The organism is Enterobacter sp. 296B2 (assembly GCF_034106185.1).
Classification (GTDB): Bacteria; Pseudomonadota; Gammaproteobacteria; order Enterobacterales; family Enterobacteriaceae; genus Enterobacter; species Enterobacter cloacae_N.
This window is the reverse complement of record NZ_JAWNCA010000031.1, coordinates 18,284-39,784: the sequence shown is the minus strand read 5'-3', so window position 1 is coordinate 39,784 and position 21,501 is coordinate 18,284. Positions and strand designations below refer to the sequence as shown.

Below are 21,501 nucleotides of genomic sequence, written 5' to 3'. Positions count from 1 at the left end.
CGCCTGCTCTTCCCTCTCCCCTTGGGGAGAGGGTCAGGGTGAGGGGATTCGACCGCACCCTACTTAACCTTCTTCCCCTTCAGCAGTTTCCGTACCCACAGTCGATTTGGGTTGAGTCCCGCAAGCGTGATTCTGTCCAGCGGAACCGGCTCATCGCTCATCTGCGCGGCTAACACTTCTGCCAGCAGCGGCGCAGAGCACAATCCCCTCGATCCCAGTCCGCCGAGCATAAACAGCTCCGGATAAACCGGCGCGCTTACCGCCGAATCCCGGTTTTCAGCCAGATCCTGATAGGCCGCAAGCGTTGCCTCATAGTCCGGCACGCTCCCTGCCATCGGCAGGTGGTCACGCGTGGCGCAGCGCACGCCGCAGCGCGCTTCACCCTCACTGACGTCCACCTCTTTCGCCCACGCCGCGTTCGGGAAACAGTCAATCAGACGCTGGCGGTTCTGCTGCTGGTCCGCGTCGCTGTAGCGCATCTCCGTTTCGCCTCGATGATAGCTCGCCCCGATGCAGTGATGGCCGTTAGAGGGATTTTGCGGCGTCAGATAGCCGTCATAGCACAGCACCTGGCGCAACTTGCTCAGTTCGGGCGCGGTTGGGATATGGCTTACCTGGCCGCCGACCTGATAAACCGGCAATGTTTCTGTCTGGATAAACTGGCTGATGTTATGTCCGTTTGCCAGCACAACGCTGGCGTGCTGCGCCGCTTTGCCATCAGCAAAACGCAGATTCCAGCGTTCTGTCCGGCTAAGTGATTCAACCTTGTGGGCATAGTGCACCGTCAACCCGCGTGACTGGGCCAGGGCTATGACCGCCGCGGTCAGTTCAGCCGGGCACAGCCAGCCGCCGAGCGGATACTGTATTCCGCCGCAGCCCGCGTCGACGCCCGCAGTTTCAGCAACCTGCTGCGCAGTGACCGCGCGGGCGATCGCCTCCGGCAGGCCCAGCGACAGCATTTGCGCGATTTTTTGCTGGCTCTTCTCATCCCAGCCGAGCTGCGTTACGCCGCACCAGTCGTGGTCAAAATCAACAGGCAGAAGATCGTACAGGCGACGAGCAAACGTAAACGCCGCCGGGAAAAACTGGAACAGCGCCGGGTCGTGCGCGCTCAGCAGAGGATAAAGCGCGCCCTGACGGTTGCCTGAAGCACCCGTTGCCGGTGCTGCATCGGCGCAATAGAGCGTGACCTGCCAGCCACGGTGGAGAAGTGCGAGGGACAGCAGGGCGCTGGCGATCCCCCCGCCGACTATCGCCGCCTCGCGTGATGCGCTGGCGGGACGGGAAAACCAGGGTGCCTGAGCGGGAACATTCAACGTCTGTTCCATCGTACCGACCAGCATGTCGCGCTTGCGGCCAAACCCCTTGGTTTTACGCATGGTAAAGCCCGCCTCCTGCAATCCGCGGCGGACAAAACCTGCCGAGGTAAAGGTGGCGAGCGTAGCGCCCGGGCGGGCCAGACGCGCCATCGCGGTAAACAGATGCTGGCTCCACATGTCCGGGTTTTTGGCAGGGGCAAAACCGTCCAGGAACCAGGCGTCCACTTTCTGATTCATCGAATCGTCGAGCTTATCGGTAAGCTCGTTAATGTCGCCCAGCCATAAATCCAGGGTTACGCGTCCACCGTCCAGAATCAGACGATGGCACCCACCCACGGCCGGTGGCCATTGCGCCTGAAGCTGTTCTGCCCAGGTTGCCAGCTCCGGCCAGTGCTGATGTGCGAGCTGCAAATCATGCAAAGTGAGCGGGAATTTTTCAAAACTGACGAAATGTAATCTTTGTAGCGTAGCCTCAGGGTGTGCAGCGTGAAACTGGTCAAACGCCTGCCAGAGGGTTAAAAAATTCAGCCCGGTGCCGAATCCGCTTTCCGCGACCACAAACAGGCTCCGCGGGTGCACCGGGAAGCGGGTGCTGAGCTGGTTTCCGTCGAGGAAAACATAGCGCGTTTCTTCGAGTCCGTTATCATTAGAAAAATAGACGTCATCAAAATCTCGGGAAACAGGTGTACCCTCAGCGTTAAATTCGAGGTTGGCGGGTTGTATAGCGTTTTGTTTCACGTAAGTTACTCGTCTGACAGGCAGTGGCACGATCTTAACGATGTGAGTCCATCGGTGCAAATTTCCGCAGAAAATGTCTGATCGGACTTGTTCGGCGTACAAGTGTACGCTATTGTGCGACTCGAAACTTTTTATAGTGCGACTTACAGAGGTATTGAATGAAACGTGCAGTGATTACTGGCCTGGGCATTGTTTCCAGCATCGGTAATAACCAGCAGGAAGTCCTGGCATCTCTGCGTGAAGGACGCTCCGGGATCACTTTCTCTGAAGAGTTTAAAGATTCAGGTATGCGTAGCCACGTATGGGGTAACGTCAAACTGGACACCACCGGTTTGATTGACCGTAAAGTGGTTCGTTTCATGAACGATGCCTCTATTTATGCTTATCTCTCCATGCAGGAAGCGATCAAAGATTCTGGCCTGAGTGAAGAGGTTTATCAGAACAACCCGCGCGTGGGCCTGATTGCTGGTTCCGGCGGCTCATCAAAAGCGCAGGTATTCGGTGCTGATGCTATGCGCAGCCCGCGTGGTCTGAAAGCGGTAGGTCCGTATGTGGTGACTAAAGCCATGGGTTCTGCGGTTTCCGCGTGCCTGGCGACCCCGTTCAAAATCCACGGTGTGAACTACTCCATCAGTTCCGCGTGTGCGACTTCCGCGCACTGTATCGGTAATGCTGTTGAGCAGATCCAACTGGGTAAACAGGACATTGTATTTGCCGGCGGCGGCGAAGAGCTGGGCTGGGAAATGGCCTGTGAGTTCGACGCGATGGGCGCACTGTCCACCAAGTACAATGAAACCCCAGACAAAGCCTCCCGTACCTATGACGCGCACCGTGACGGTTTCGTCATCGCGGGCGGCGGCGGTATGGTTGTGGTTGAAGAGCTGGAGCATGCCCTGGCGCGCGGCGCGCACATCTACGCTGAAATCGTGGGCTACGGTGCAACGTCTGACGGCGCCGACATGGTTGCGCCATCCGGCGAAGGCGCGGTGCGCTGCATGAAGATGGCGATGCACGGCGTTGATACCCCAATCGACTACCTGAACTCCCACGGTACCTCTACTCCGGTAGGCGACGTGAAAGAGCTGGGCGCAATCCGTGAAGTGTTCGGCGACAACAGCCCGGCTATCTCTGCAACCAAAGCTATGACCGGTCACTCTCTGGGTGCGGCAGGCGTGCAGGAAGCGATCTACTCTCTGCTGATGCTGGAAAACGGCTTTATCGCTCCAAGCATCAACATCGAAGAGATGGACGAGCAGGCGGCTGGCCTGAACATCGTGACCAAACCAACGGAAGCGACGCTGACCACCGTCATGTCCAACAGCTTCGGTTTCGGCGGCACCAACGCCACGCTGGTTATGCGCAAGCTGAAAGCATAAGCGTTTGAATGTATAATAGAAGGGAGCCGGAAGGCTCCTTTTTTTATGCCTGAACACGGAGTTATGCATGAAGGCTGTTACCCCCGAGAAGGGCACTCCTTCCGGGAACCTTTCTCTTTTCCGTATCGCCTTTGCGGTATTTCTGACCTATATGACCGTTGGCCTGCCGCTGCCGGTGATCCCGCTGTTCGTTCATCAGGAACTCGGCTATGGCAACACCATGGTCGGCATTGCCGTGGGCATTCAGTTTTTAGCCACGGTATTAACCCGCGGCTACGCAGGACGGCTGGCCGATCAGCACGGTGCAAAACGCTCGGCGTTGCAGGGGATGTTCGCTTGCGGGCTGGCGGGCGGCGCGTGGCTGCTGGCCGCTCTCCTGTCGGTCGATGCCGCGTATAAATTTGCGCTGCTGGTGGCGGGGCGCTTAATCCTTGGCTTCGGTGAAAGCCAACTGCTGACCGGCACACTGACCTGGGGCATGGGGCTGGTGGGGCCTGCGCGCTCCGGCAAAGTGATGTCCTGGAACGGGATGGCGATTTATGGCGCACTGGCTGCAGGCGCGCCGCTGGGTTTGCTGATCCACAGCCAGTTTGGTTTTGCGGTACTGGCAGCAACCACCATGGTATTACCGCTGCTGGCGTGGGTTTTTAACGGTTCGGTACGCAAGGTGCCCGCCCATAAAGGCGAACGTCCTTCGCTGTGGAGTGTGGTGGGGCAAATCTGGCAGCCAGGGCTCGGGCTGGCGCTTCAGGGAGTAGGCTTCGCGGTGATTGGTACCTTCGTTTCCCTCTATTTCATGAGCCGCGGCTGGGCAATGGCGGGCTTTACGCTGACTGCCTTTGGCGGCGCGTTTGTCCTGATGCGCGTCCTGTTCGGCTGGATGCCGGATCGCTTTGGCGGAGTTAAGGTGGCGGTGGCGTCGCTGGTGATTGAAACCATTGGGCTGGTGCTGCTCTGGCAGGCGCCGGTCGCCTCCGTTGCGCTGCTTGGTGCCGCGCTCACCGGCTGCGGCTGTTCGCTGATCTTCCCGGCGCTGGGCGTTGAGGTGGTGAAGCGCGTGGCGCCGCAGGTACGCGGTACGGCGCTGGGCGGCTACGCGGCGTTTCAGGATATCTCATACGGGGTAACCGGGCCGCTGGCCGGGCTGTTAGCCACCTCGTTTGGCTACCCGTCCGTCTTCCTGGCCGGCGCGGTTTCTGCGGTGGTGGGGATCGTGGTGACGCTGATGGCGTTTCGCAGAAATTAACTGTTGTCGCCGGGTGGCGGCTGCGCCTTACCCGGCCTACGGTTCGAGCCGTTGTAGGCCCGGTAAGCGTAGCGCCACCGGGCAAATCCTCAGGCAACCAGCCAGAAAATCGCCAGCGCAATCAATAACGCAATAAACATTAATCCCGGACGGGCAGAGAGCGTTCTGAACGTCTCCACAACGGGGGCAAACAGCGGGCTGTAGATCGGCTGAACGTTTCTTACCTCCGGCACGCCGCCTTCCCGCTCTGCGCGGCGAACGAAGATTTGATTGAGCAGATCCTGCACCTGCGCGGTGGTCAGCACCGTTTGCGGCGTGGCCTGCCAGTTCTGCTGGGCGTAATCCCGAATCACCTCGAACTCGTGCGGCTCCAGCGGCTGTTTAAGCGCCGCCTGAACGGTATGCAGGGTAGGGGCACTCTGGGTGCTGAGCGTCTGGCGCGCCTGAAGCCAGGTCACCAGATGGGTAAACTGCCTGGCCGGTATCAGCTCACCCGCCTTCACGCCGGACAGTTCAAGCATGGATTGCCAGATAAGCTTCGTCGACTCGCCGGTAGCGGCAGCCAGTTTGGTTACCATCTGGTTCAGCGTATTGTGCTCGGCAGGCTGCAGCGGGCGCTCGGTTGACGGGCGCACCTGAGGCTGCGGAATAGACAACTGATTGTTCTGCAACAACGTCAGCACGGTTTTAAGCTGGTCTGGCGTAAGCTGGCTCAGGGCGGTCTGGCCATACTGCTGACGGATAAAGTCACTGACAGCCTGACGATTATTTCCCTGGCCCAGCAGTTCGGTCAGCTGTGTGACAATCTGACGCGTGGTGTGGTTTTGCTGCGCAGTCGTAATACGCTGGTTGAGATTTTGCTCAGCGGCAGGGAAATGACGCGACTGCAGCGGTGCGTCGTTCCTCACGCCTAAGTCATGCTTTACCCCGGCCCAGACTTCCGCATTTTGTTGTGAAGTCAGCGCAATCAGGCGCGTGATCAGTCGCTCCAGCACGGTGCGCTGTTGCGTGGATAGCGGCTGTTCACCGGCAACGTTTGGCGTGACAGGGCCTTCACCCGGAGGGCGTGGCGGCGTACCTGAAATGGGCTGCATCGTCAAAAATCCTTAAAGTCAAAACTCAGCGTAAACCAGGTATACGTATATGCCTGGCGGCCAGATTATGGCACACTTGGCAGGTTTTCTTCCTCTCAAACAGGTACTCAGACGTGAAAATCCTCGTTGATGAAAATATGCCTTACGCCCGCGAGCTGTTTAGCCGCCTCGGCGACGTTAAGGCTGTCCCCGGTCGCCCAATCCCGGTCAACGAACTGGATGACGCAGACGCGCTGATGGTGCGCTCGGTGACCAAAGTAAATGAGGCGTTGCTTGCCGGTAAAGCGATCAAGTTTGTCGGAACCGCAACGGCAGGGACCGATCATGTGGACGATCGATGGTTGAAGCAGGCGGGAATTGGTTTTTCCGCCGCGCCGGGCTGTAACGCCATTGCCGTCGTGGAATACGTTTTCTCCTCACTGCTGATGCTCGCCGAGCGCGACGGTTTTGCGTTGAAAGACCGCACCGTGGGGATTGTCGGCGTGGGTAACGTCGGCGGGCGCCTGCAAAAGCGCCTTGAAGCGTTAGGGATCCGCACGCTGCTGTGCGATCCGCCGCGTAAAGACAACGGCGACGACGAGGATTTCCGCGCGCTGGATGAGCTGGTAGAGCAGTGCGATGTGCTGACGTTCCACACGCCGCTGTTTAAAGAGGGGCCGTATAAGTCCCTGCACCTGGCTGATGAGGCGCTGATTCGTCGCCTGAAGGCTGGCACAATTCTGATAAATGCCTGCCGTGGCCCAGTGGTGGATAATGCCGCGCTGCTGAAATGTCTGGATGAAGGGCAAGACCTCAGCGTGGTGCTGGACGTCTGGGAGCCGGAGCCGGATCTCAACGTTGAACTGCTGAATAAGGTTGACGTAGCCACTGCGCATATCGCGGGATATACGCTTGAAGGCAAAGCGCGCGGCACGACGCAGGTGTTTGAAGCCTATAGCGCCTTTATTGGTCATCCGCAGCAGGTAGCGCTGGATACCTTACTCCCCGCGCCTGAATTTGGCCGCATTACGCTGCACGGTCCCCTCGATCAGGCAACGCTGAAAAGGCTGGTGCATTTAGTGTATGATGTGCGCCGCGATGACGCGCTGCTGCGTAAGGTGGCGGGGATCCCGGGTGAATTTGACAAGCTGCGCAAGAACTACGTTGAGCGCCGCGAGTGGTCTTCCTTGTATGTGATGTGCGACGACGCAACGGCTGCGGCGCTGCTCAAGAAACTGGGTTTTAACGCCGTTCATCACCCGGCGCATTAATGTCTTCTTAATGCTCCCTGTCGGATACGCCGACAGGGACGCTTTTTTATTTCTGGAGTAAACCACCATGTCTGAAGGCTGGAACATTGCCATTTTAGGTGCCACGGGTGCCGTGGGTGAAGCCCTGCTCGAAACCCTTGCTGAGCGTCAGTTCCCGGTGGGAGAAATTTATGCTCTGGCGCGCACCGACAGCGCGGGCGAGCATCTGCGTTTTGGCGGTAAATCCGTCATGGTTCAGGACGCGGCAGAGTTTGACTGGACTCAGGCGCAGCTGGCGTTTTTTGCCGCGGGGGCTGAGGCGACGGCGTCTTACATCGAAGATGCGACCAATTCGGGCTGTCTGGCGATCGACCTGAGCGGTCTCTTCTCCCTGGAGCCGGACGTGCCGCTGGTGGTCCCGGACGTCAACCCGTTTGTGCTGGCTGACTACCGTAACCGCAATATCATCGCGGTCCCGAACAGTCTGACCAGCCAGCTGCTGACCGCGCTTAAGCCGCTGATTGACGACGGCGGCCTGTCGCGTATCACCGTGACCAGCCTGCTGTCCGCCTCGGCAAATGGCAAAAAGGCCGTCGACGCGCTGGCAGGGCAAAGCGCGAAGCTGCTGAACGGCATCCCGATTGACGAAGACGATTTCTTCGGTCGCCAGCTGGCGTTCAACATGCTGCCGCTGCTGCCGGATCGTGAAGGTTCCGTGCGCGAAGAGCGCCGTCTCGTCGACGAAGCGCGCAAAATTCTGCAGGACGAGGGGCTGATGATTTCCGCCAGCGTCGTGCAGTCGCCGGTCTTCTACGGCCACGCGCAGATGGTCGGTTTTGAAGCGCTGCGCCCGCTCGCGGCAGAAGAAGCGCGCGATGCGTTTGGCCGCGGGGAAGACATTGTCCTTTCCGAAGAGAGCGAGTTCCCGACGCAGGTGGGCGACGCTACCGGCAGCGCGCATCTCTCCGTTGGCTGCGTGCGTAACGACTACGGTATGCCGGAGCAGGTTCAGTTCTGGTCCGTTGCGGACAACGTTCGCTTCGGCGGCGCGCTGATGGCGGTCAAGATCGCCGAGAAGCTGGTGCAGGAGTATCTGTACTGATGTCAGACGTGGAACAAAAGCCGGTTCATAAAATTGCCCTCGGTATTGAGTACGACGGCAGTAAATACTATGGCTGGCAGCGTCAGAATGAGGTGCGCAGCGTCCAGGAAAAGCTGGAGAAAGCGCTCTCACAGGTGGCAAACGAGCCGATAAACGTCCTGTGCGCGGGACGTACGGACGCGGGTGTTCACGGTACGGGGCAGGTGGTTCACTTTGAAACCACCGCCGTGCGTAAGGATGCCGCCTGGACGCTGGGTGTAAATGCGAATTTGCCTGGTGACATCGCGGTGCGTTGGGTGAAAGCTGTGCCGGATGATTTTCACGCGCGCTTCAGCGCGACGGCGCGTCGCTATCGTTATGTCATTTACAACCAGCGTCTGCGCCCGGCGGTGTTAAGCCAGGGCGTGACGCATTTTTATGAACCGCTCGATGCAGAACGCATGCATCGCGCGGCGCAGTGTCTGATTGGTGAAAATGACTTTACGTCGTTTCGTGCGGTGCAGTGTCAGTCCCGCACGCCGTGGCGTAACGTCATGCACATTAACGTCAGTCGTTTTGGCGCGTATGTGGTGGTGGATATCAAAGCCAATGCCTTTGTACATCATATGGTGCGGAATATTGTAGGCAGCCTGATGGAAGTGGGTGCCGGACACCAGCCGGAGAGCTGGATTGCAGACCTGCTGGCAGCGAAGGACAGAACGCTTGCGGCAGCCACGGCGAAAGCGGAAGGACTGTATCTGGTCTCGGTAGACTATCCGGATCGGTTTGACCTGCCAAAACCGCCAATGGGCCCGCTGTTTTTAGCGGACTAAACAAAGGTGCAATTAAGGCTTAGACAATATGGACGTAATACGTTTTCTGATTGATTTCATTCTGCATATTGATGTTCACCTGGCGGAGCTGGTGGCGCAGTACGGCGTCTGGGTTTACGCCATTCTGTTCCTCATTCTGTTCTGTGAAACCGGGCTGGTCGTTACGCCGTTCCTGCCTGGCGACTCGCTGCTGTTTGTAGCCGGCGCGTTATCGGCGTTGCCCACCAATGATTTGAACGTGCATCTGATGGTGGTGTTGATGGTGATCGCCGCGATTGTCGGGGATGCAGTCAACTATACGATTGGCAGAGTGTTCGGTGAGCGCTTGTTCAGCAATCCTGATTCGAAAATTTTCCGCCGCAGCTATTTAGACAAGACTCATGCCTTCTACGAACGTCATGGTGGAAAAACCATTATCCTTGCGCGTTTTGTGCCTATTGTGCGCACATTTGCACCGTTTGTGGCGGGAATGGGGCATATGTCCTATCGTCATTTTGCAATGTATAACGTCGCAGGCGCGCTGCTGTGGGTGCTACTGTTTACCTATGCAGGGTACCTGTTTGGCGATTTGCCGGTAGTTCAGGAAAACCTTAAGTTACTGATTGTAACGATTATTGTGCTTTCCGTTCTGCCGGGCGTTATCGAAATCATTCGTCACAAACGTGCGGCGGCAAAACAAGCGAAGTAAATGCACACTGGCGGTTCGACCACTTTTTTATCCAAAGTTTCGGGCTGTTATGTTTTAATGTGCAACATTCATGGTCTGTTGGAGGCAAAAATGGCATTATTCGCCTCTTATAGCAAAACTGGCATACGACCAGGTTCAGGCAGAAAGGTTATCAATGAGCTGGATTGAACGAATTAAAAGCAACATTACCCCGACGCGCAAAGCGAGCATTCCTGAAGGGGTATGGACGAAGTGTGATAGCTGCGGCCAGGTTCTGTATCGTGCAGAACTGGAGCGCAATCTTGAGGTGTGTCCGAAGTGCGACCACCATATGCGTATGTCGGCGCGCAACCGCCTGCATAGCCTGCTGGACGAAGGTTCTCTGGTAGAACTGGGCAGTGAACTGGAGCCAAAAGATGTGCTCAAGTTCCGCGATTCCAAAAAATACAAAGATCGTCTGGCCTCTGCACAGAAAGAGACCGGCGAGAAAGACGCGCTGATCGTCATGAAAGGCACCCTGCATGAGATGCCGGTTGTTGCCGCTGCGTTTGAGTTCTCCTTTATGGGCGGCTCTATGGGCTCCGTGGTGGGCGCGCGCTTTGTGCGTGCCGTTGAGCAGGCGCTGGAAGACAACTGCCCGCTGATCTGCTTCTCTGCCTCTGGCGGTGCACGTATGCAGGAAGCGCTGATGTCCTTGATGCAGATGGCGAAAACCTCTGCAGCGCTGGCGAAAATGCAGGAGCGCGGTCTGCCGTACATCTCCGTGCTGACTGACCCAACCATGGGTGGCGTCTCTGCAAGCTTCGCGATGCTGGGCGACCTGAACATCGCTGAGCCAAAAGCGCTGATCGGCTTTGCCGGTCCTCGCGTCATCGAGCAGACCGTTCGTGAAAAGCTGCCGCCTGGCTTCCAGCGCAGTGAGTTCCTCATTGAGAAAGGCGCTATCGACATGATCGTCCGCCGCCCTGAAATGCGCCTGAAACTGGCCAGCATTCTGGCGAAGCTGATGAATCTGCCAGCGCCGAACCCGGATGAGCCGCGCGAAGGCGTGGTGGTACCGGATCAGGAACCCGAGGCCTGATAACTGAAAAGGGCAGGGCCAGATGGCGCTGCCCTTTTGCTTTATAACCTGTTAATGACAACCGGGCATTATGGAAAATAAAAGCATTCCCCAAGCCACGTCGCCCCTGGCCGCGTGGCTTTCTTATCTGGAAAACCTGCACAGTAAAACAATCGATATGGGGCTTGATCGCGTAAGTCAGGTTGCCGCGCGTCTCGACGTGCTGAAACCGGCGCCTTTCGTGTTTACCGTAGCCGGCACTAACGGTAAAGGCACCACCTGCCGCACGCTGGAATCTGTTCTGATGGCGGCGGGTTACAAAGTTGGCGTCTACAGCTCCCCGCATCTGGTGCGTTACACCGAGCGCGTTCGCGTGCAAAACAGCGAGCTGGCGGAATCTGCCCATACGGCGTCGTTCGCGGCTATCGAAGCGGCGCGCGGGGAAACCTCATTAACTTATTTCGAATACGGTACCCTGTCGGCGCTGTGGCTGTTTAAACAGGCGCAGCTGGACGTGGTAATTCTGGAAGTTGGCCTGGGCGGGCGTCTGGATGCAACCAATATGGTGGATGCGGACGTGGCGGTGGTCACCAGCATCGCGCTGGATCACACTGACTGGCTGGGCCCGGACCGTGAAAGCATTGGCCGCGAAAAGGCCGGTATATTCCGCGCAAATAAGCCCGCCGTGGTCGGCGAGCCGGACATGCCGCACACCATCGCTGATGTAGCAAACGAGAAGGGCGCACGGCTCCTGCGCCGCGGCGTTGACTGGCAGTATGAGGTACAGGACAACGGCTGGCGCTTCAGCGATGCACAGGGTGCGCTGGACAACCTGCCGCTGCCGCAGGTACCACAGCCGAACGCGGCCACCGCGCTGGCGGCACTGCGCGCCAGCGGATTAGCGGTCAGCGAGCAGGCTATCCGCGACGGTATTCAGAGCGCAATTCTGCCGGGGCGTTTCCAGATCGTCAGCGAGTCACCGCGTCTGATCCTGGACGTGGCGCACAACCCGCATGCGGCGGCGTATCTCGCAGGACGTCTCAAATCGTTACCAAAAACCGGGCGCGTGCTGGCGGTTATCGGTATGCTTCATGATAAAGATATCGGCGGGACGCTGGCCTGCATGGAGAGTGTGGTCGATAGCTGGTATTGTGCTCCTCTGGAGGGGCCGCGCGGCGCGACCGCTGAGCAGCTGATGGAACATCTCGGCAAAGGCGCAATCTACAGTAGCGTGGCGCAGGCCTGGCATGCCGCGATGGCGGAGGCTAAACCAGAAGATACCGTGCTGGTGTGTGGCTCTTTCCACACAGTGGCACATGTCATGGAAGTGATGGACGCGGGGAGAACCGGTGGCGAGTAAGTTTCAGAACCGTTTAACAGGAACCATTGTGCTGGTCGCGCTCGGGGTAATTATTCTTCCCGGGCTGCTCGACGGGCAGAAAAAACATTATCAGGACGAGTTTGCAGCCATTCCGCTGGTGCCGAAGCCGGGCGATCGTGATGAACCGGATATGCTGCCTGCGGCGACGCAGGCGCTGCCTGCTCAGCCGCCTGAAGGGGCGGCGGAAGAAGTCCGCGCGGGCGATGCCGCTGCACCGTCACTCGATCCGTCGCGTCTGGCGGCGAATAACAACATCGAGATCGATCCGGTACCGGTAGAGAAGCCTAAGCCTGTTGAAAAACCGAAGCCGGTAGAGAAACCGCAGCCGAAGCCACAGCAACAGCCACAGCGGGATAAAACGGCAGAGCAGCTGGCTGCAGCGTCTGAAACTCCACCTCCGGCGAAGCAAGACGCGGCCCCGACCGGCAAAGCCTACGTTGTGCAGCTGGGGGCGCTGAAAAACGCCGATAAAGTCAACGAGGTTGTCGGTAAACTGCGCAGCGCGGGATATCGCGTTTACACTTCACCTTCCACGCCGGTGCAGGGTAAAATTACCCGTATTCTCGTGGGGCCGGAAGCGTCGAAAGACAAGCTGAAGGGGTCGCTCGGCGAGCTGAAGCAGATCTCCGGGCTGAGCGGTGTGGTAATGAGCTACAGCGCGAACTGATAAGATCTACCCCTCACCTCGGCCCTCTCCCCAAAGGGGAGAGGGTGAAAGTCGCATCGAGCGCGTTTGTATCATACTGCATCGTACCGTCCCCTCTCCCCTTTGGGGAGAGGGTTAGGGTGAGGGGCGTTGAACATTTTTTCAGCGCCTTTTTTATTTACGCGCGGGAAGGAAATCCCTACGCAAACGTTTTCTTTTTCTGTTAGAATTCGCCCCGAACTGGATGACAGGGCGTTTAATCGTGGGACACATATGGTCTGGATTGATTACGCCATCATTGCGGTGATTGGTTTTTCCTGTCTGGTTAGCCTGATCCGTGGCTTTGTTCGTGAAGCGTTATCGCTGGTAACCTGGGGTTGTGCTTTCTTTGTTGCCAGTCATTACTACACTTACCTGTCTGTCTGGTTCACGGGCTTTGAAGATGAACTGGTCCGAAATGGAATCGCCATCGCGGTGCTGTTTATCGCGACGCTGATTGTCGGCGCTATCGTGAATTATGTGATAGGTCAGCTGGTCGAGAAAACCGGTCTGTCAGGAACGGACAGGGTACTCGGCATCTGTTTCGGGGCGTTGCGAGGCGTGCTGATTGTGGCCGCGATCCTGTTCTTCCTGGATACCTTCACCGGGTTCTCCAAAAGTGAAGACTGGCAGAAATCGCAGCTCATTCCAGAATTCAGCTTCATCATCAGATGGTTCTTTGACTATCTGCAAAGCTCGTCGAGTTTTTTGCCCAGGGCATAAACCCTGAGATGTGGCTTAACGAGGAAAAGACGAATGTGCGGTATTGTCGGTATCGCCGGTTTCATGCCGGTAAACCAGTCGATTTATGACGCGTTAACGGTGCTTCAGCACCGTGGGCAGGATGCTGCGGGTATCATCACCATTGATGCAAACAACTGCTTCCGTTTACGTAAGGCGAATGGCCTGGTAAACGATGTGTTTGAAGCCCGCCATATGCAGCGTCTGCAAGGTAATATGGGGATCGGTCACGTTCGTTATCCTACTGCTGGCAGTTCCAGCGCCTCTGAGGCACAGCCTTTCTACGTCAACTCACCGTATGGCATCACGCTTGCCCATAACGGCAACCTGACCAACGCCCATGAGCTGCGTAAGAAGCTGTTCGAAGAGAAACGTCGCCACATTAACACCACCTCTGATTCAGAAATCCTGCTCAATGTGTTCGCCAGCGAGCTGGATAACTTCCGTCATTACCCGCTGGAAGCAGACAATATCTTCGCTGCCATTGCTGCGACCAACCGCCAGATCCGCGGTGCGTACGCCTGCGTGGCGATGATCATCGGTCACGGTATGGTTGCCTTCCGCGATCCAAACGGCATTCGTCCGCTGGTGCTGGGCAAGCGCGACCTTGGCGATGGCCGTACCGAATATATGGTTGCCTCTGAGAGCGTGGCGCTGGATACCCTGGGCTTCGAATTCCTGCGCGACGTTGCGCCGGGCGAAGCGGTGTATATCACCGAGAAGGGCCAGCTGTTTACCCGCCAGTGTGCTGACAACCCGGTCAGCAACCCGTGCCTGTTTGAATACGTCTATTTCGCCCGTCCGGATTCGTTCATCGACAAAATTTCCGTATACAGCGCGCGCGTTAACATGGGCACGAAACTCGGCGAGAAGATTGCCCGCGAGTGGGACGATCTCGACATCGACGTGGTTATTCCTATCCCGGAAACCTCCTGCGATATCGCCCTGGAAATTGCCCGCATTCTGGAAAAGCCATACCGTCAGGGCTTCGTGAAGAACCGCTACGTTGGCCGCACCTTTATCATGCCGGGCCAGCATCTGCGCCGTAAGTCCGTGCGCCGTAAGCTGAACGCCAACCGCGCGGAATTCCGCGACAAGAACGTTCTGCTGGTGGATGACTCCATCGTTCGCGGCACCACCTCTGAGCAGATTATCGAGATGGCGCGCGAAGCGGGTGCGAAGAAAGTCTACCTGGCATCTGCCGCGCCGGAAATTCGCTTCCCGAACGTGTACGGCATCGATATGCCAACCGCCAACGAGCTGATTGCTCACGGTCGCGAAGTGGACGAAATTCGCCAGATCATCGGTGCCGACGGCCTGATTTTCCAGGATCTGAACGATCTCATCGACGCGGTGCGCGCCGAGAACCCGGAAATTCAGCAGTTCGAATGCTCCGTGTTTAACGGCGTCTACGTGACGAAAGACGTTGACCAGCAGTACCTTGACTATCTTGATTCGCTGCGCAATGACGATGCGAAAGCCGTTCAGCTGCAAAACGATCTCGAAAGCTTAGAGATGCACAACGAAGGTTGATCTCTTCGCAGGTGAGGGCGCGTGCCCTCACTTGCAACTCCCCGCAAAATCCTGCACAGTCAGCCCAGAAATCAGCAAGGGCGAAATCATGAAACGACTCATTATTGGCATCAGCGGTGCCAGCGGCGCGATTTACGGCGTACGCCTGCTACAGGTTTTGCGTAACGTGGCAGAAGTGGAAACGCATCTGGTGATGAGCCAGGCGGCGCGACAAACCCTCTCCCTTGAAACGGATCTTTCCCTGCGCGATGTCCAGGCACTGGCAGACGTGGTTCACGATGCCCGCGATATCGCCGCCAGCATCTCCTCAGGCTCGTTTAAAACCGCCGGCATGGTTATCCTGCCCTGCTCAATTAAAACGCTCTCCGGGATTGTGAACAGCTATACCGACACCCTGGTGACGCGCGCGGCGGACGTGGTGCTGAAGGAGCGTCGCCCGCTGGTGCTCTGCGTGCGGGAAACGCCGCTGCATCTGGGCCATCTGCGCTTAATGACCCAGGCCGCCGAGCTGGGCGCGGTGATCATGCCGCCGGTACCGGCTTTCTATCACCGACCACAGTCGCTGGACGATGTGATTAATCAGACCATCAATCGCGTGCTGGATCAGTTTGACATCGACCTGCCCGAAGATCTCTTCACCCGCTGGCAGGGAGCCTGATTCTGTGCACAAATGCTGTGCATGAAAAGAGACGTTGCCCTGTTTCAGGGCAATTATGCAACGGCGATCATATCCTCGACATTTAATTCGCTTTTTCCCTTTTTCTCTTTCCGGTTCGTTCGGCAGACCTGCTATCTTTCACCATTAAGGCAATATCGCAACGTTTTATTAACATATTTAACGTCGAAGTTTTGACCAGACGGCAATGTGGCATAAGACCTGCAAGAGAAGCCTGCAACACAACACACAACACAATACATAATAAAATCACGGTACTTGAGGGTAAATGTATGAAGAAGACGGTTCTGGCTCTGTCTTTGCTGGTGGGGTTAAGTGCAGCAGCAGGTAGCTACGCAGCGCTTCCACAGACGGTTCGTATCGGTACAGACGCAACCTACGCGCCATTCTCTTCCAAGGATGCGAAGGGCGATTTCGTGGGGTTTGACATCGATCTGGGAAATGAAATGTGCAAACGTATGGAAGTGAAATGCACATGGGTGGGCAGCGACTTCGACGCGTTAATCCCGTCGCTGAAGGCAAAGAAAATCGACGCCATTATCTCTTCTCTCTCCATCACCGAAAAGCGTCAGCAGGAGATCGCGTTCTCTGACAAGCTCTACGCTGCGGATTCGCGTCTGATTGCCGCGAAAGGTTCCCCGATTCAACCGACCATCGACTCGCTGAAAGGCAAGCACGTTGGCGTACTCCAGGGCTCGACCCAGGAAGGTTACGCCAATGCCAACTGGCGCGAGAAGGGCGTCGACGTGGTGGCTTACCAGAACCAGGATCTGATCTACTCTGACCTGGCGGCGGGCCGTCTGGATGCCGCGTTCCAGGATGAAGTCGCCGCGAGCGAAGGGTTCCTGAAGCAGTCGGCAGGTAAAGACTACGCCTTTGCGGGCCCGTCCGTGAAAGACAAAAAATACTTTGGTGACGGCACCGGCATTGGCCTGCGCAAGGACGATAAAGAGCTTAAAGCCGCCTTTGACAAAGCGTTTGCCGAGCTGCGCAAAGACGGTACCTACGACAAACTGGCGAAGAAATACTTCGACTTCAACGTCTACGGTGACTAACGCATCACGGTGATGCACTGATGTGGTGCATCGCGGGTGAGGATGATTCAATATGGTGCAGTCTGTGCACCATATTGGGTCGCTGTGTGCATACTTAAGCATTTATAATGCAAAAAATCCCGCCAGAAAGGCATTATTCTTTGCCTGACAGCGGGGATTAATGGCACATTAACCCCACCCCGTCGTCGTAAAAAAACCGTATGCAGACAGTTTGTTGAGGACAAATATGAAAAAACTCGTGTTGTCACTATCCCTCGTGCTGGCCTTTTCCAGCGCCACCGCGGCATTCGCAGCCATTCCGCAGAAAATCCGTATTGGTACTGATCCAACCTATGCGCCGTTTGAATCGAAGAATTCAAAGGGTGAACTGGTGGGTTTTGACATCGATTTGGCCAATGAGCTGTGCAAACGCATCAAAGCGCAGTGTACTTATGTAGAAAACCCGCTGGATGCGCTGATCCCTTCCCTGAAAGCCAAAAAAATCGACGTGATTATGTCCTCGCTTTCCATTACCGAGAAACGCCAGCAGGAGATTGCCTTCACCGACAAGCTCTATGCGGCCGATTCACGTCTGGTGGTGGCAAAGTCTTCAGACATTCAACCGACCCTCGAGTCGCTGAAGGGGAAACGCGTGGGCGTGCTGCAGGGCACCACGCAGGAAACCTACGGTAACGAACACTGGGCGCCGAAGGGGATTGAAATCGTCTCCTATCAGGGCCAGGAAAATATTTACGCAGACCTGACGGCAGGCCGTATTGATGCGGCATTCCAGGATGAAGTCGCGGCAAGCGAAGGCTTCCTGAAAACGCCGGTGGGTAAAGATTACAAGTTCGGCGGCCCGTCCATTAAGGATGTGAAGTTGTTTGGTGTAGGCACCGGAATGGGCCTGCGCAAAGAAGACAACGAGCTGCGTGAAGCGCTGAACAAAGCGTTTGCGGAAATGCGCGCTGACGGTACCTATGACAAGCTGGCGAAAAAGTACTTCGATTTCAATGTGTACGGCGGCTAATCGCTCCGTCAAATAACGTGCGGCCCCTCCCGCTGCGGGAGGGGATAAGACACGGTTTACCACTCACGATACGACAGGGCTCGCGGTATGCTGTACGGATTTTCTGGCGTTATTTTACAGGGCGCGCTTGTCACCCTTGAGCTGGCTATCAGCTCCGTGGTGCTGGCGGTGCTGATAGGTCTGGCGGGCGCAGGGGCGAAGCTTTCGGCTAACAAACCGCTGGCGCTCATTTTCGAAGGCTATACCACGCTCATTCGCGGCGTACCCGATCTGGTGCTGATGCTGCTTATCTTTTACGGTCTGCAGATTGCGCTGAACAGCGTGACGGATGCGATGGGGATGGGACAAATTGATATCGACCCGATGGTGGCCGGTATTATTACCCTCGGTTTTATCTACGGTGCCTACTTCACGGAAACCTTCCGTGGCGCTTACATGGCGGTCCCAAGAGGACACATTGAAGCGGCAACCGCATTTGGTTTTACCTCTTCACAAACGTTTCGCCGGATCATGTTCCCGGCCATGATGCGCTATGCGCTGCCGGGCATCGGCAACAACTGGCAGGTTATTCTCAAAGCGACGGCGCTGGTCTCGCTGCTCGGTCTGGAAGACGTTGTTAAAGCGACTCAGCTGGCGGGCAAGAGCACCTGGGAGCCGTTCTACTTTGCGGTAGTCTGCGGCGTGATCTATCTGGTCTTTACGACCGTCTCCAATGGTGTGCTGCTTCTGCTCGAACGTCGCTACTCCGTGGGTGTGAAGAGGGCTGACCTGTGATTGAGATTATTCAGGAATACTGGAAATCCCTGCTGTGGACGGATGGCTACCGCTTTACCGGCGTGGCGATTACGCTCTGGCTGCTGATTTCTTCCGTGGTGATGGGCGGCATTCTGGCTGTGTTTCTCGCCATCGGCCGCGTGTCGAACAACAAGTTTATCCAGTTCCCGATCTGGCTGTTTACCTATGTGTTTCGCGGCACGCCGCTGTACGTGCAGCTGCTGGTGTTCTATTCGGGGATGTATACGCTTGAGATCGTAAAAGGCACGGAAATGCTGAACGCGTTCTTCCGCAGTGGCCTGAACTGTACGGTGCTGGCGCTAACGCTCAACACCTGCGCCTATACCACCGAGATTTTCGCCGGGGCCATTCGTTCCGTGCCGCACGGTGAGATCGAGGCGGCGCGCGCGTACGGCTTCTCCTCCGTGAAGCTTTACCGCTGTATTATTCTGCCTTCGGCGCTGCGTATCGCGCTTCCGGCGTACAGCAACGAAGTGATTTTGATGCTGCACTCCACCGCGCTCGCCTTTACCGCGACGGTGCCGGATCTGCTCAAAATCGCGCGCGATATCAACTCCGCGACCTATCAGCCGTTTACCGCGTTTGGCATTGCGGCGGTGCTCTATTTAATTATCTCTTATGTTCTGATTAGCCTGTTCCGTAAGGCTGAAAAACGCTGGTTGCAGCATATAAAACCTTCTTCGACGCACTGAGAAAGATGATGGCTGAGAACAAATTAAACGTTATTGATTTGCACAAACGCTACGGCGAACATGAAGTGCTGAAAGGGGTGTCGCTGCAGGCGAATGCGGGCGACGTGATCAGTATCATCGGCTCATCCGGCTCGGGTAAAAGTACCTTCCTGCGCTGCATTAACTTCCTCGAAAAGCCGAGCGAAGGTTCGATTGTGGTGAGCGGGCAGACTATTAACCTGGTCCGTGACAAAGACGGCCAGCTGAAGGTGGCGGATAAGAATCAGCTGCGCCTGCTGCGCACGCGCCTGACGATGGTGTTCCAGCATTTCAACCTCTGGAGCCACATGACGGTGCTGGAGAATGTGATGGAAGCACCGGTTCAGGTCCTGGGCTTGAGCAAGCAGGAAGCCCGGGAGCGTGCGGTGAAATACCTGGCGAAAGTGGGTATCGACGAGCGCCAGCAGATGAAGTACCCGGTGCACCTCTCCGGCGGCCAGCAGCAGCGTGTCTCTATCGCCCGCGCGCTGGCGATGGAACCGGAGGTGCTGCTGTTCGACGAACCGACCTCCGCGCTGGACCCGGAACTCGTCGGCGAAGTGCTGCGCATCATGCAGAAGCTGGCCGAAGAGGGCAAAACGATGGTGGTGGTGACGCACGAGATGGGCTTCGCCCGTAACGTCTCGAACCACGTGATTTTCCTGCATCAGGGGAAAATTGAAGAGCAGGGCCACCCGGACGAAGTGCTGGCGAACCCGCAAAGCCCGCGGTTGCAGCAGTTCCTGAAGGGATCGTTGAAGTAATCTTTCGCCTTTCTCCCTCTCCCTTTGGGAGAGGGCCGGGGTGAGGGCCTCAGGCTGCACCACATTCCAGCCGATACACCCAGTCGTCATAACGCACGCCGTCAATCTCATACGCCTTTTCCAGCACCTGCGTGCGCACAAAACCGGCTTTCTCCAGCACCCGCACGGATCCGCTGTTATCCGCCAGCACGTACGCGTTAATCGCTCTCACGCCGGTCTGGTTAAACGCATAGTCACACACCGCGCGCAGCGCCTCACTGGCGATACCTTTTCCCTGCGCCGCAGGCACAACCGTGTAGCCGATGTCCGCCTCTGCACGATTCTCCTGACTGATTTGCAGGCCGATATCCCCCAGCGGCGTATCTTCATTCAGAAAGCGGACCACGAAGACATGCTCCGCCATCAGGCGTGCGGCAAACACGCGTCGGGTCTCTTTTTCGGGAGCAATCGCGGCCATATAGCGCATGATGTCGCGGTTTTCGCGCAGCGAGCGGAAGAACGCCCAGTCTGAGGGTTCGAAAGGGGTGAGGTGAAGCCGGGGAGTGGTGATGGTTGCCATTGTTACGCCATTTCATCGGAACATGGCGTATCACTGTAACATATTCACCGCACCACATCCCCCAGCGCCTCTTCTAAATCATACCAGCGAAACGCAAACCCGGCCGCCTCCAGCCTTTTCGGCAGCGCGCGCTGGCCGCCCAACACCAGCACGGACGCTTCGCCCATCATCAGGCGAATCGCCGTCGCAGGTACGCGTAAAATCGCCGGGCGGTGCAGGGCATGCCCCAGCGCATGGGCAAACTGTTCATTGCGTACCGGATACGGCGCAACCATATTAAACGGCCCGCGCAGATCGTTATCCAGCAGCCAGATAATGCCGTTCACCATATCGTCGATATGGATCCAGGCCAGGTACTGACGGCCGTTGCCGATCGGCCCGCCGAGCCCCAGCCTAAAGGGCGGAAGCATTTTACCCAGAATGCCGCCTTTCGGCGCAAGCACCACACCGGTACGCAGCAGGCAGACGCGGGTCTTATCGCTCTGCGCCGCGCAGGCGATGCGCTCCCACTGGGCGCAGAGTTTATGGGTAAACTCGTTGTGGGGCGGCTCCTCTTCGGTTACCACCACTTCACCAAGATCGCCGTAATAGCCCGTCGCAGAACCTGAAATCAGCACCGACGGCGGCGTGTGGCTGTTGCGAATCAGCTCAACCAGCTTTTCGGTAATATTCCAGCGGCTGCTGCACAACCGCTGTTTCTGCTCTTCGGTCCAGCGCTTATCAGCGATGGGTTCGCCTGCAAGGTTGATGACGGCGTCAAAACCGTCCAGATTCTGCCGAGCGGCCAGCCCTTTCCAGATATCGACCCCTGCTCCCAGCACCTGACGCGCTTTTTCCGGGCTGCGCGTCACCACGGTGACATCATGATGCAGCGCCTGCAGGCGGGCAATGAGATGGCGACCAATCAGGCCTGTACCGCCAGTCAGCAAAATCTTCATACAACCTCCAGG

General features: G+C 57.1%; 21 protein-coding genes. 17 read left to right on the top strand and 4 right to left on the bottom strand.

The window, feature by feature from the left end; translation table 11 throughout:
- Nucleotides 1-59 precede the first annotated feature (59 nt).
- Nucleotides 60-2,057: a bifunctional tRNA (5-methylaminomethyl-2-thiouridine)(34)-methyltransferase MnmD/FAD-dependent 5-carboxymethylaminomethyl-2-thiouridine(34) oxidoreductase MnmC gene (gene mnmC / locus URZ40_RS19290; RefSeq protein WP_320720996.1), complete on the bottom strand. Its 1,998-nt coding sequence runs from the start codon at nucleotides 2,055-2,057 to the stop codon at nucleotides 60-62.
- 158 nt (nucleotides 2,058-2,215) lie between these two features.
- Here mnmC and fabB point away from each other — a divergent pair, with 158 nt between their 5' ends.
- Together fabB and URZ40_RS19280 are read left to right on the top strand one after the other, a co-directional pair.
- On the top strand, nucleotides 2,216-3,433 hold the full coding sequence (fabB, locus tag URZ40_RS19285; protein ID WP_014832795.1) for a beta-ketoacyl-ACP synthase I: 1,218 nt from the start codon (nucleotides 2,216-2,218) through the stop codon (nucleotides 3,431-3,433).
- Between the two features lie 67 nt (nucleotides 3,434-3,500).
- Nucleotides 3,501-4,679: an MFS transporter gene (locus tag URZ40_RS19280; RefSeq protein WP_320720995.1), complete on the top strand. Its 1,179-nt coding sequence runs from the start codon at nucleotides 3,501-3,503 to the stop codon at nucleotides 4,677-4,679.
- 89 nt (nucleotides 4,680-4,768) lie between these two features.
- Here URZ40_RS19280 and flk read toward each other — a convergent pair whose 3' ends face one another.
- A complete protein-coding gene (gene flk / locus URZ40_RS19275; protein ID WP_116338516.1) occupies nucleotides 4,769-5,773 on the bottom strand; it encodes a flagella biosynthesis regulator Flk in 1,005 nt (334 codons plus the stop codon).
- Between the two features lie 113 nt (nucleotides 5,774-5,886).
- On the opposite strand from flk, the gene pdxB reads away from it, so the two are divergent.
- The 15 genes from pdxB (at nucleotide 5,887) to hisP (ending at nucleotide 19,992) form a co-directional block, all read left to right on the top strand.
- Nucleotides 5,887-7,023 (top strand): 4-phosphoerythronate dehydrogenase PdxB, encoded by a 1,137-nt coding sequence (pdxB, locus tag URZ40_RS19270; RefSeq protein ID WP_192983218.1) that lies wholly within the window; start codon nucleotides 5,887-5,889, stop codon nucleotides 7,021-7,023.
- Between the two features lie 67 nt (nucleotides 7,024-7,090).
- The gene (locus URZ40_RS19265; RefSeq protein WP_233002547.1) at nucleotides 7,091-8,104 is read left to right on the top strand and encodes an aspartate-semialdehyde dehydrogenase; all 1,014 of its coding nucleotides are present in this window, start codon (nucleotides 7,091-7,093) and stop codon (nucleotides 8,102-8,104) included.
- A complete protein-coding gene (gene truA / locus URZ40_RS19260) occupies nucleotides 8,104-8,916 on the top strand; it encodes a tRNA pseudouridine(38-40) synthase TruA (protein WP_008502600.1) in 813 nt (270 codons plus the stop codon). The genes URZ40_RS19265 and truA overlap by 1 nt, the downstream gene beginning before the upstream one ends.
- A 28-nt stretch (nucleotides 8,917-8,944) precedes the next feature.
- Nucleotides 8,945-9,604, top strand: a complete 660-nt coding sequence (locus URZ40_RS19255; RefSeq protein ID WP_320720994.1) for a DedA family protein — start codon at nucleotides 8,945-8,947, stop codon at nucleotides 9,602-9,604.
- A 154-nt stretch (nucleotides 9,605-9,758) separates the two neighbouring features.
- On the top strand, nucleotides 9,759-10,664 hold the full coding sequence (gene accD / locus URZ40_RS19250) for an acetyl-CoA carboxylase, carboxyltransferase subunit beta (protein ID WP_003861408.1): 906 nt from the start codon (nucleotides 9,759-9,761) through the stop codon (nucleotides 10,662-10,664).
- Between the two features lie 70 nt (nucleotides 10,665-10,734).
- A complete protein-coding gene (gene folC / locus URZ40_RS19245; RefSeq protein ID WP_116338524.1) occupies nucleotides 10,735-12,003 on the top strand; it encodes a bifunctional tetrahydrofolate synthase/dihydrofolate synthase in 1,269 nt (422 codons plus the stop codon).
- Nucleotides 11,993-12,691 (top strand): cell division protein DedD, encoded by a 699-nt coding sequence (gene dedD, locus URZ40_RS19240; RefSeq protein WP_302219013.1) that lies wholly within the window; start codon nucleotides 11,993-11,995, stop codon nucleotides 12,689-12,691. Before folC ends, dedD begins: the two co-directional genes overlap by 11 nt.
- 252 nt (nucleotides 12,692-12,943) lie before the next feature.
- A complete protein-coding gene (gene cvpA / locus URZ40_RS19235; RefSeq protein ID WP_000262116.1) occupies nucleotides 12,944-13,432 on the top strand; it encodes a colicin V production protein in 489 nt (162 codons plus the stop codon).
- 33 nt (nucleotides 13,433-13,465) lie between these two features.
- Entirely contained in the window at nucleotides 13,466-14,983 is a 1,518-nt protein-coding gene (gene purF / locus URZ40_RS19230; protein ID WP_116338528.1) for an amidophosphoribosyltransferase, read from the top strand.
- Between the two features lie 88 nt (nucleotides 14,984-15,071).
- A complete protein-coding gene (locus URZ40_RS19225; RefSeq protein ID WP_116338529.1) occupies nucleotides 15,072-15,641 on the top strand; it encodes a UbiX family flavin prenyltransferase in 570 nt (189 codons plus the stop codon).
- A gap of 290 nt (nucleotides 15,642-15,931) precedes the next feature.
- Nucleotides 15,932-16,714, top strand: a complete 783-nt coding sequence (gene argT / locus URZ40_RS19220; RefSeq protein ID WP_116338531.1) for a lysine/arginine/ornithine ABC transporter substrate-binding protein ArgT — start codon at nucleotides 15,932-15,934, stop codon at nucleotides 16,712-16,714.
- A 226-nt stretch (nucleotides 16,715-16,940) separates the two neighbouring features.
- Nucleotides 16,941-17,723, top strand: a complete 783-nt coding sequence (gene hisJ, locus URZ40_RS19215; protein WP_008502592.1) for a histidine ABC transporter substrate-binding protein HisJ — start codon at nucleotides 16,941-16,943, stop codon at nucleotides 17,721-17,723.
- 87 nt (nucleotides 17,724-17,810) lie between these two features.
- A complete protein-coding gene (locus tag URZ40_RS19210) occupies nucleotides 17,811-18,497 on the top strand; it encodes a histidine ABC transporter permease HisQ (protein WP_048961437.1) in 687 nt (228 codons plus the stop codon).
- Nucleotides 18,494-19,210 carry an ABC transporter permease gene (locus tag URZ40_RS19205; protein WP_028013953.1) on the top strand — a complete coding sequence of 239 codons (717 nt, stop codon included), beginning with the start codon at nucleotides 18,494-18,496 and terminating at the stop codon, nucleotides 19,208-19,210. Before URZ40_RS19210 ends, URZ40_RS19205 begins: the two co-directional genes overlap by 4 nt.
- Before the next feature lie 8 nt (nucleotides 19,211-19,218).
- The gene (gene hisP / locus URZ40_RS19200; RefSeq protein WP_116338533.1) at nucleotides 19,219-19,992 is read left to right on the top strand and encodes a histidine ABC transporter ATP-binding protein HisP; all 774 of its coding nucleotides are present in this window, start codon (nucleotides 19,219-19,221) and stop codon (nucleotides 19,990-19,992) included.
- Nucleotides 19,993-20,041: 49 nt separating this feature from the next.
- On the opposite strand, the gene URZ40_RS19195 is transcribed toward hisP, so the two are convergent.
- Together URZ40_RS19195 and URZ40_RS19190 are read right to left on the bottom strand one after the other, a co-directional pair.
- Entirely contained in the window at nucleotides 20,042-20,551 is a 510-nt protein-coding gene (locus tag URZ40_RS19195) for a GNAT family N-acetyltransferase (RefSeq protein WP_316379325.1), read from the bottom strand.
- Nucleotides 20,552-20,595: 44 nt separating this feature from the next.
- Nucleotides 20,596-21,489, bottom strand: a complete 894-nt coding sequence (locus URZ40_RS19190) for a TIGR01777 family oxidoreductase (RefSeq protein ID WP_320720993.1) — start codon at nucleotides 21,487-21,489, stop codon at nucleotides 20,596-20,598.
- Nucleotides 21,490-21,501 lie beyond the last annotated feature (12 nt).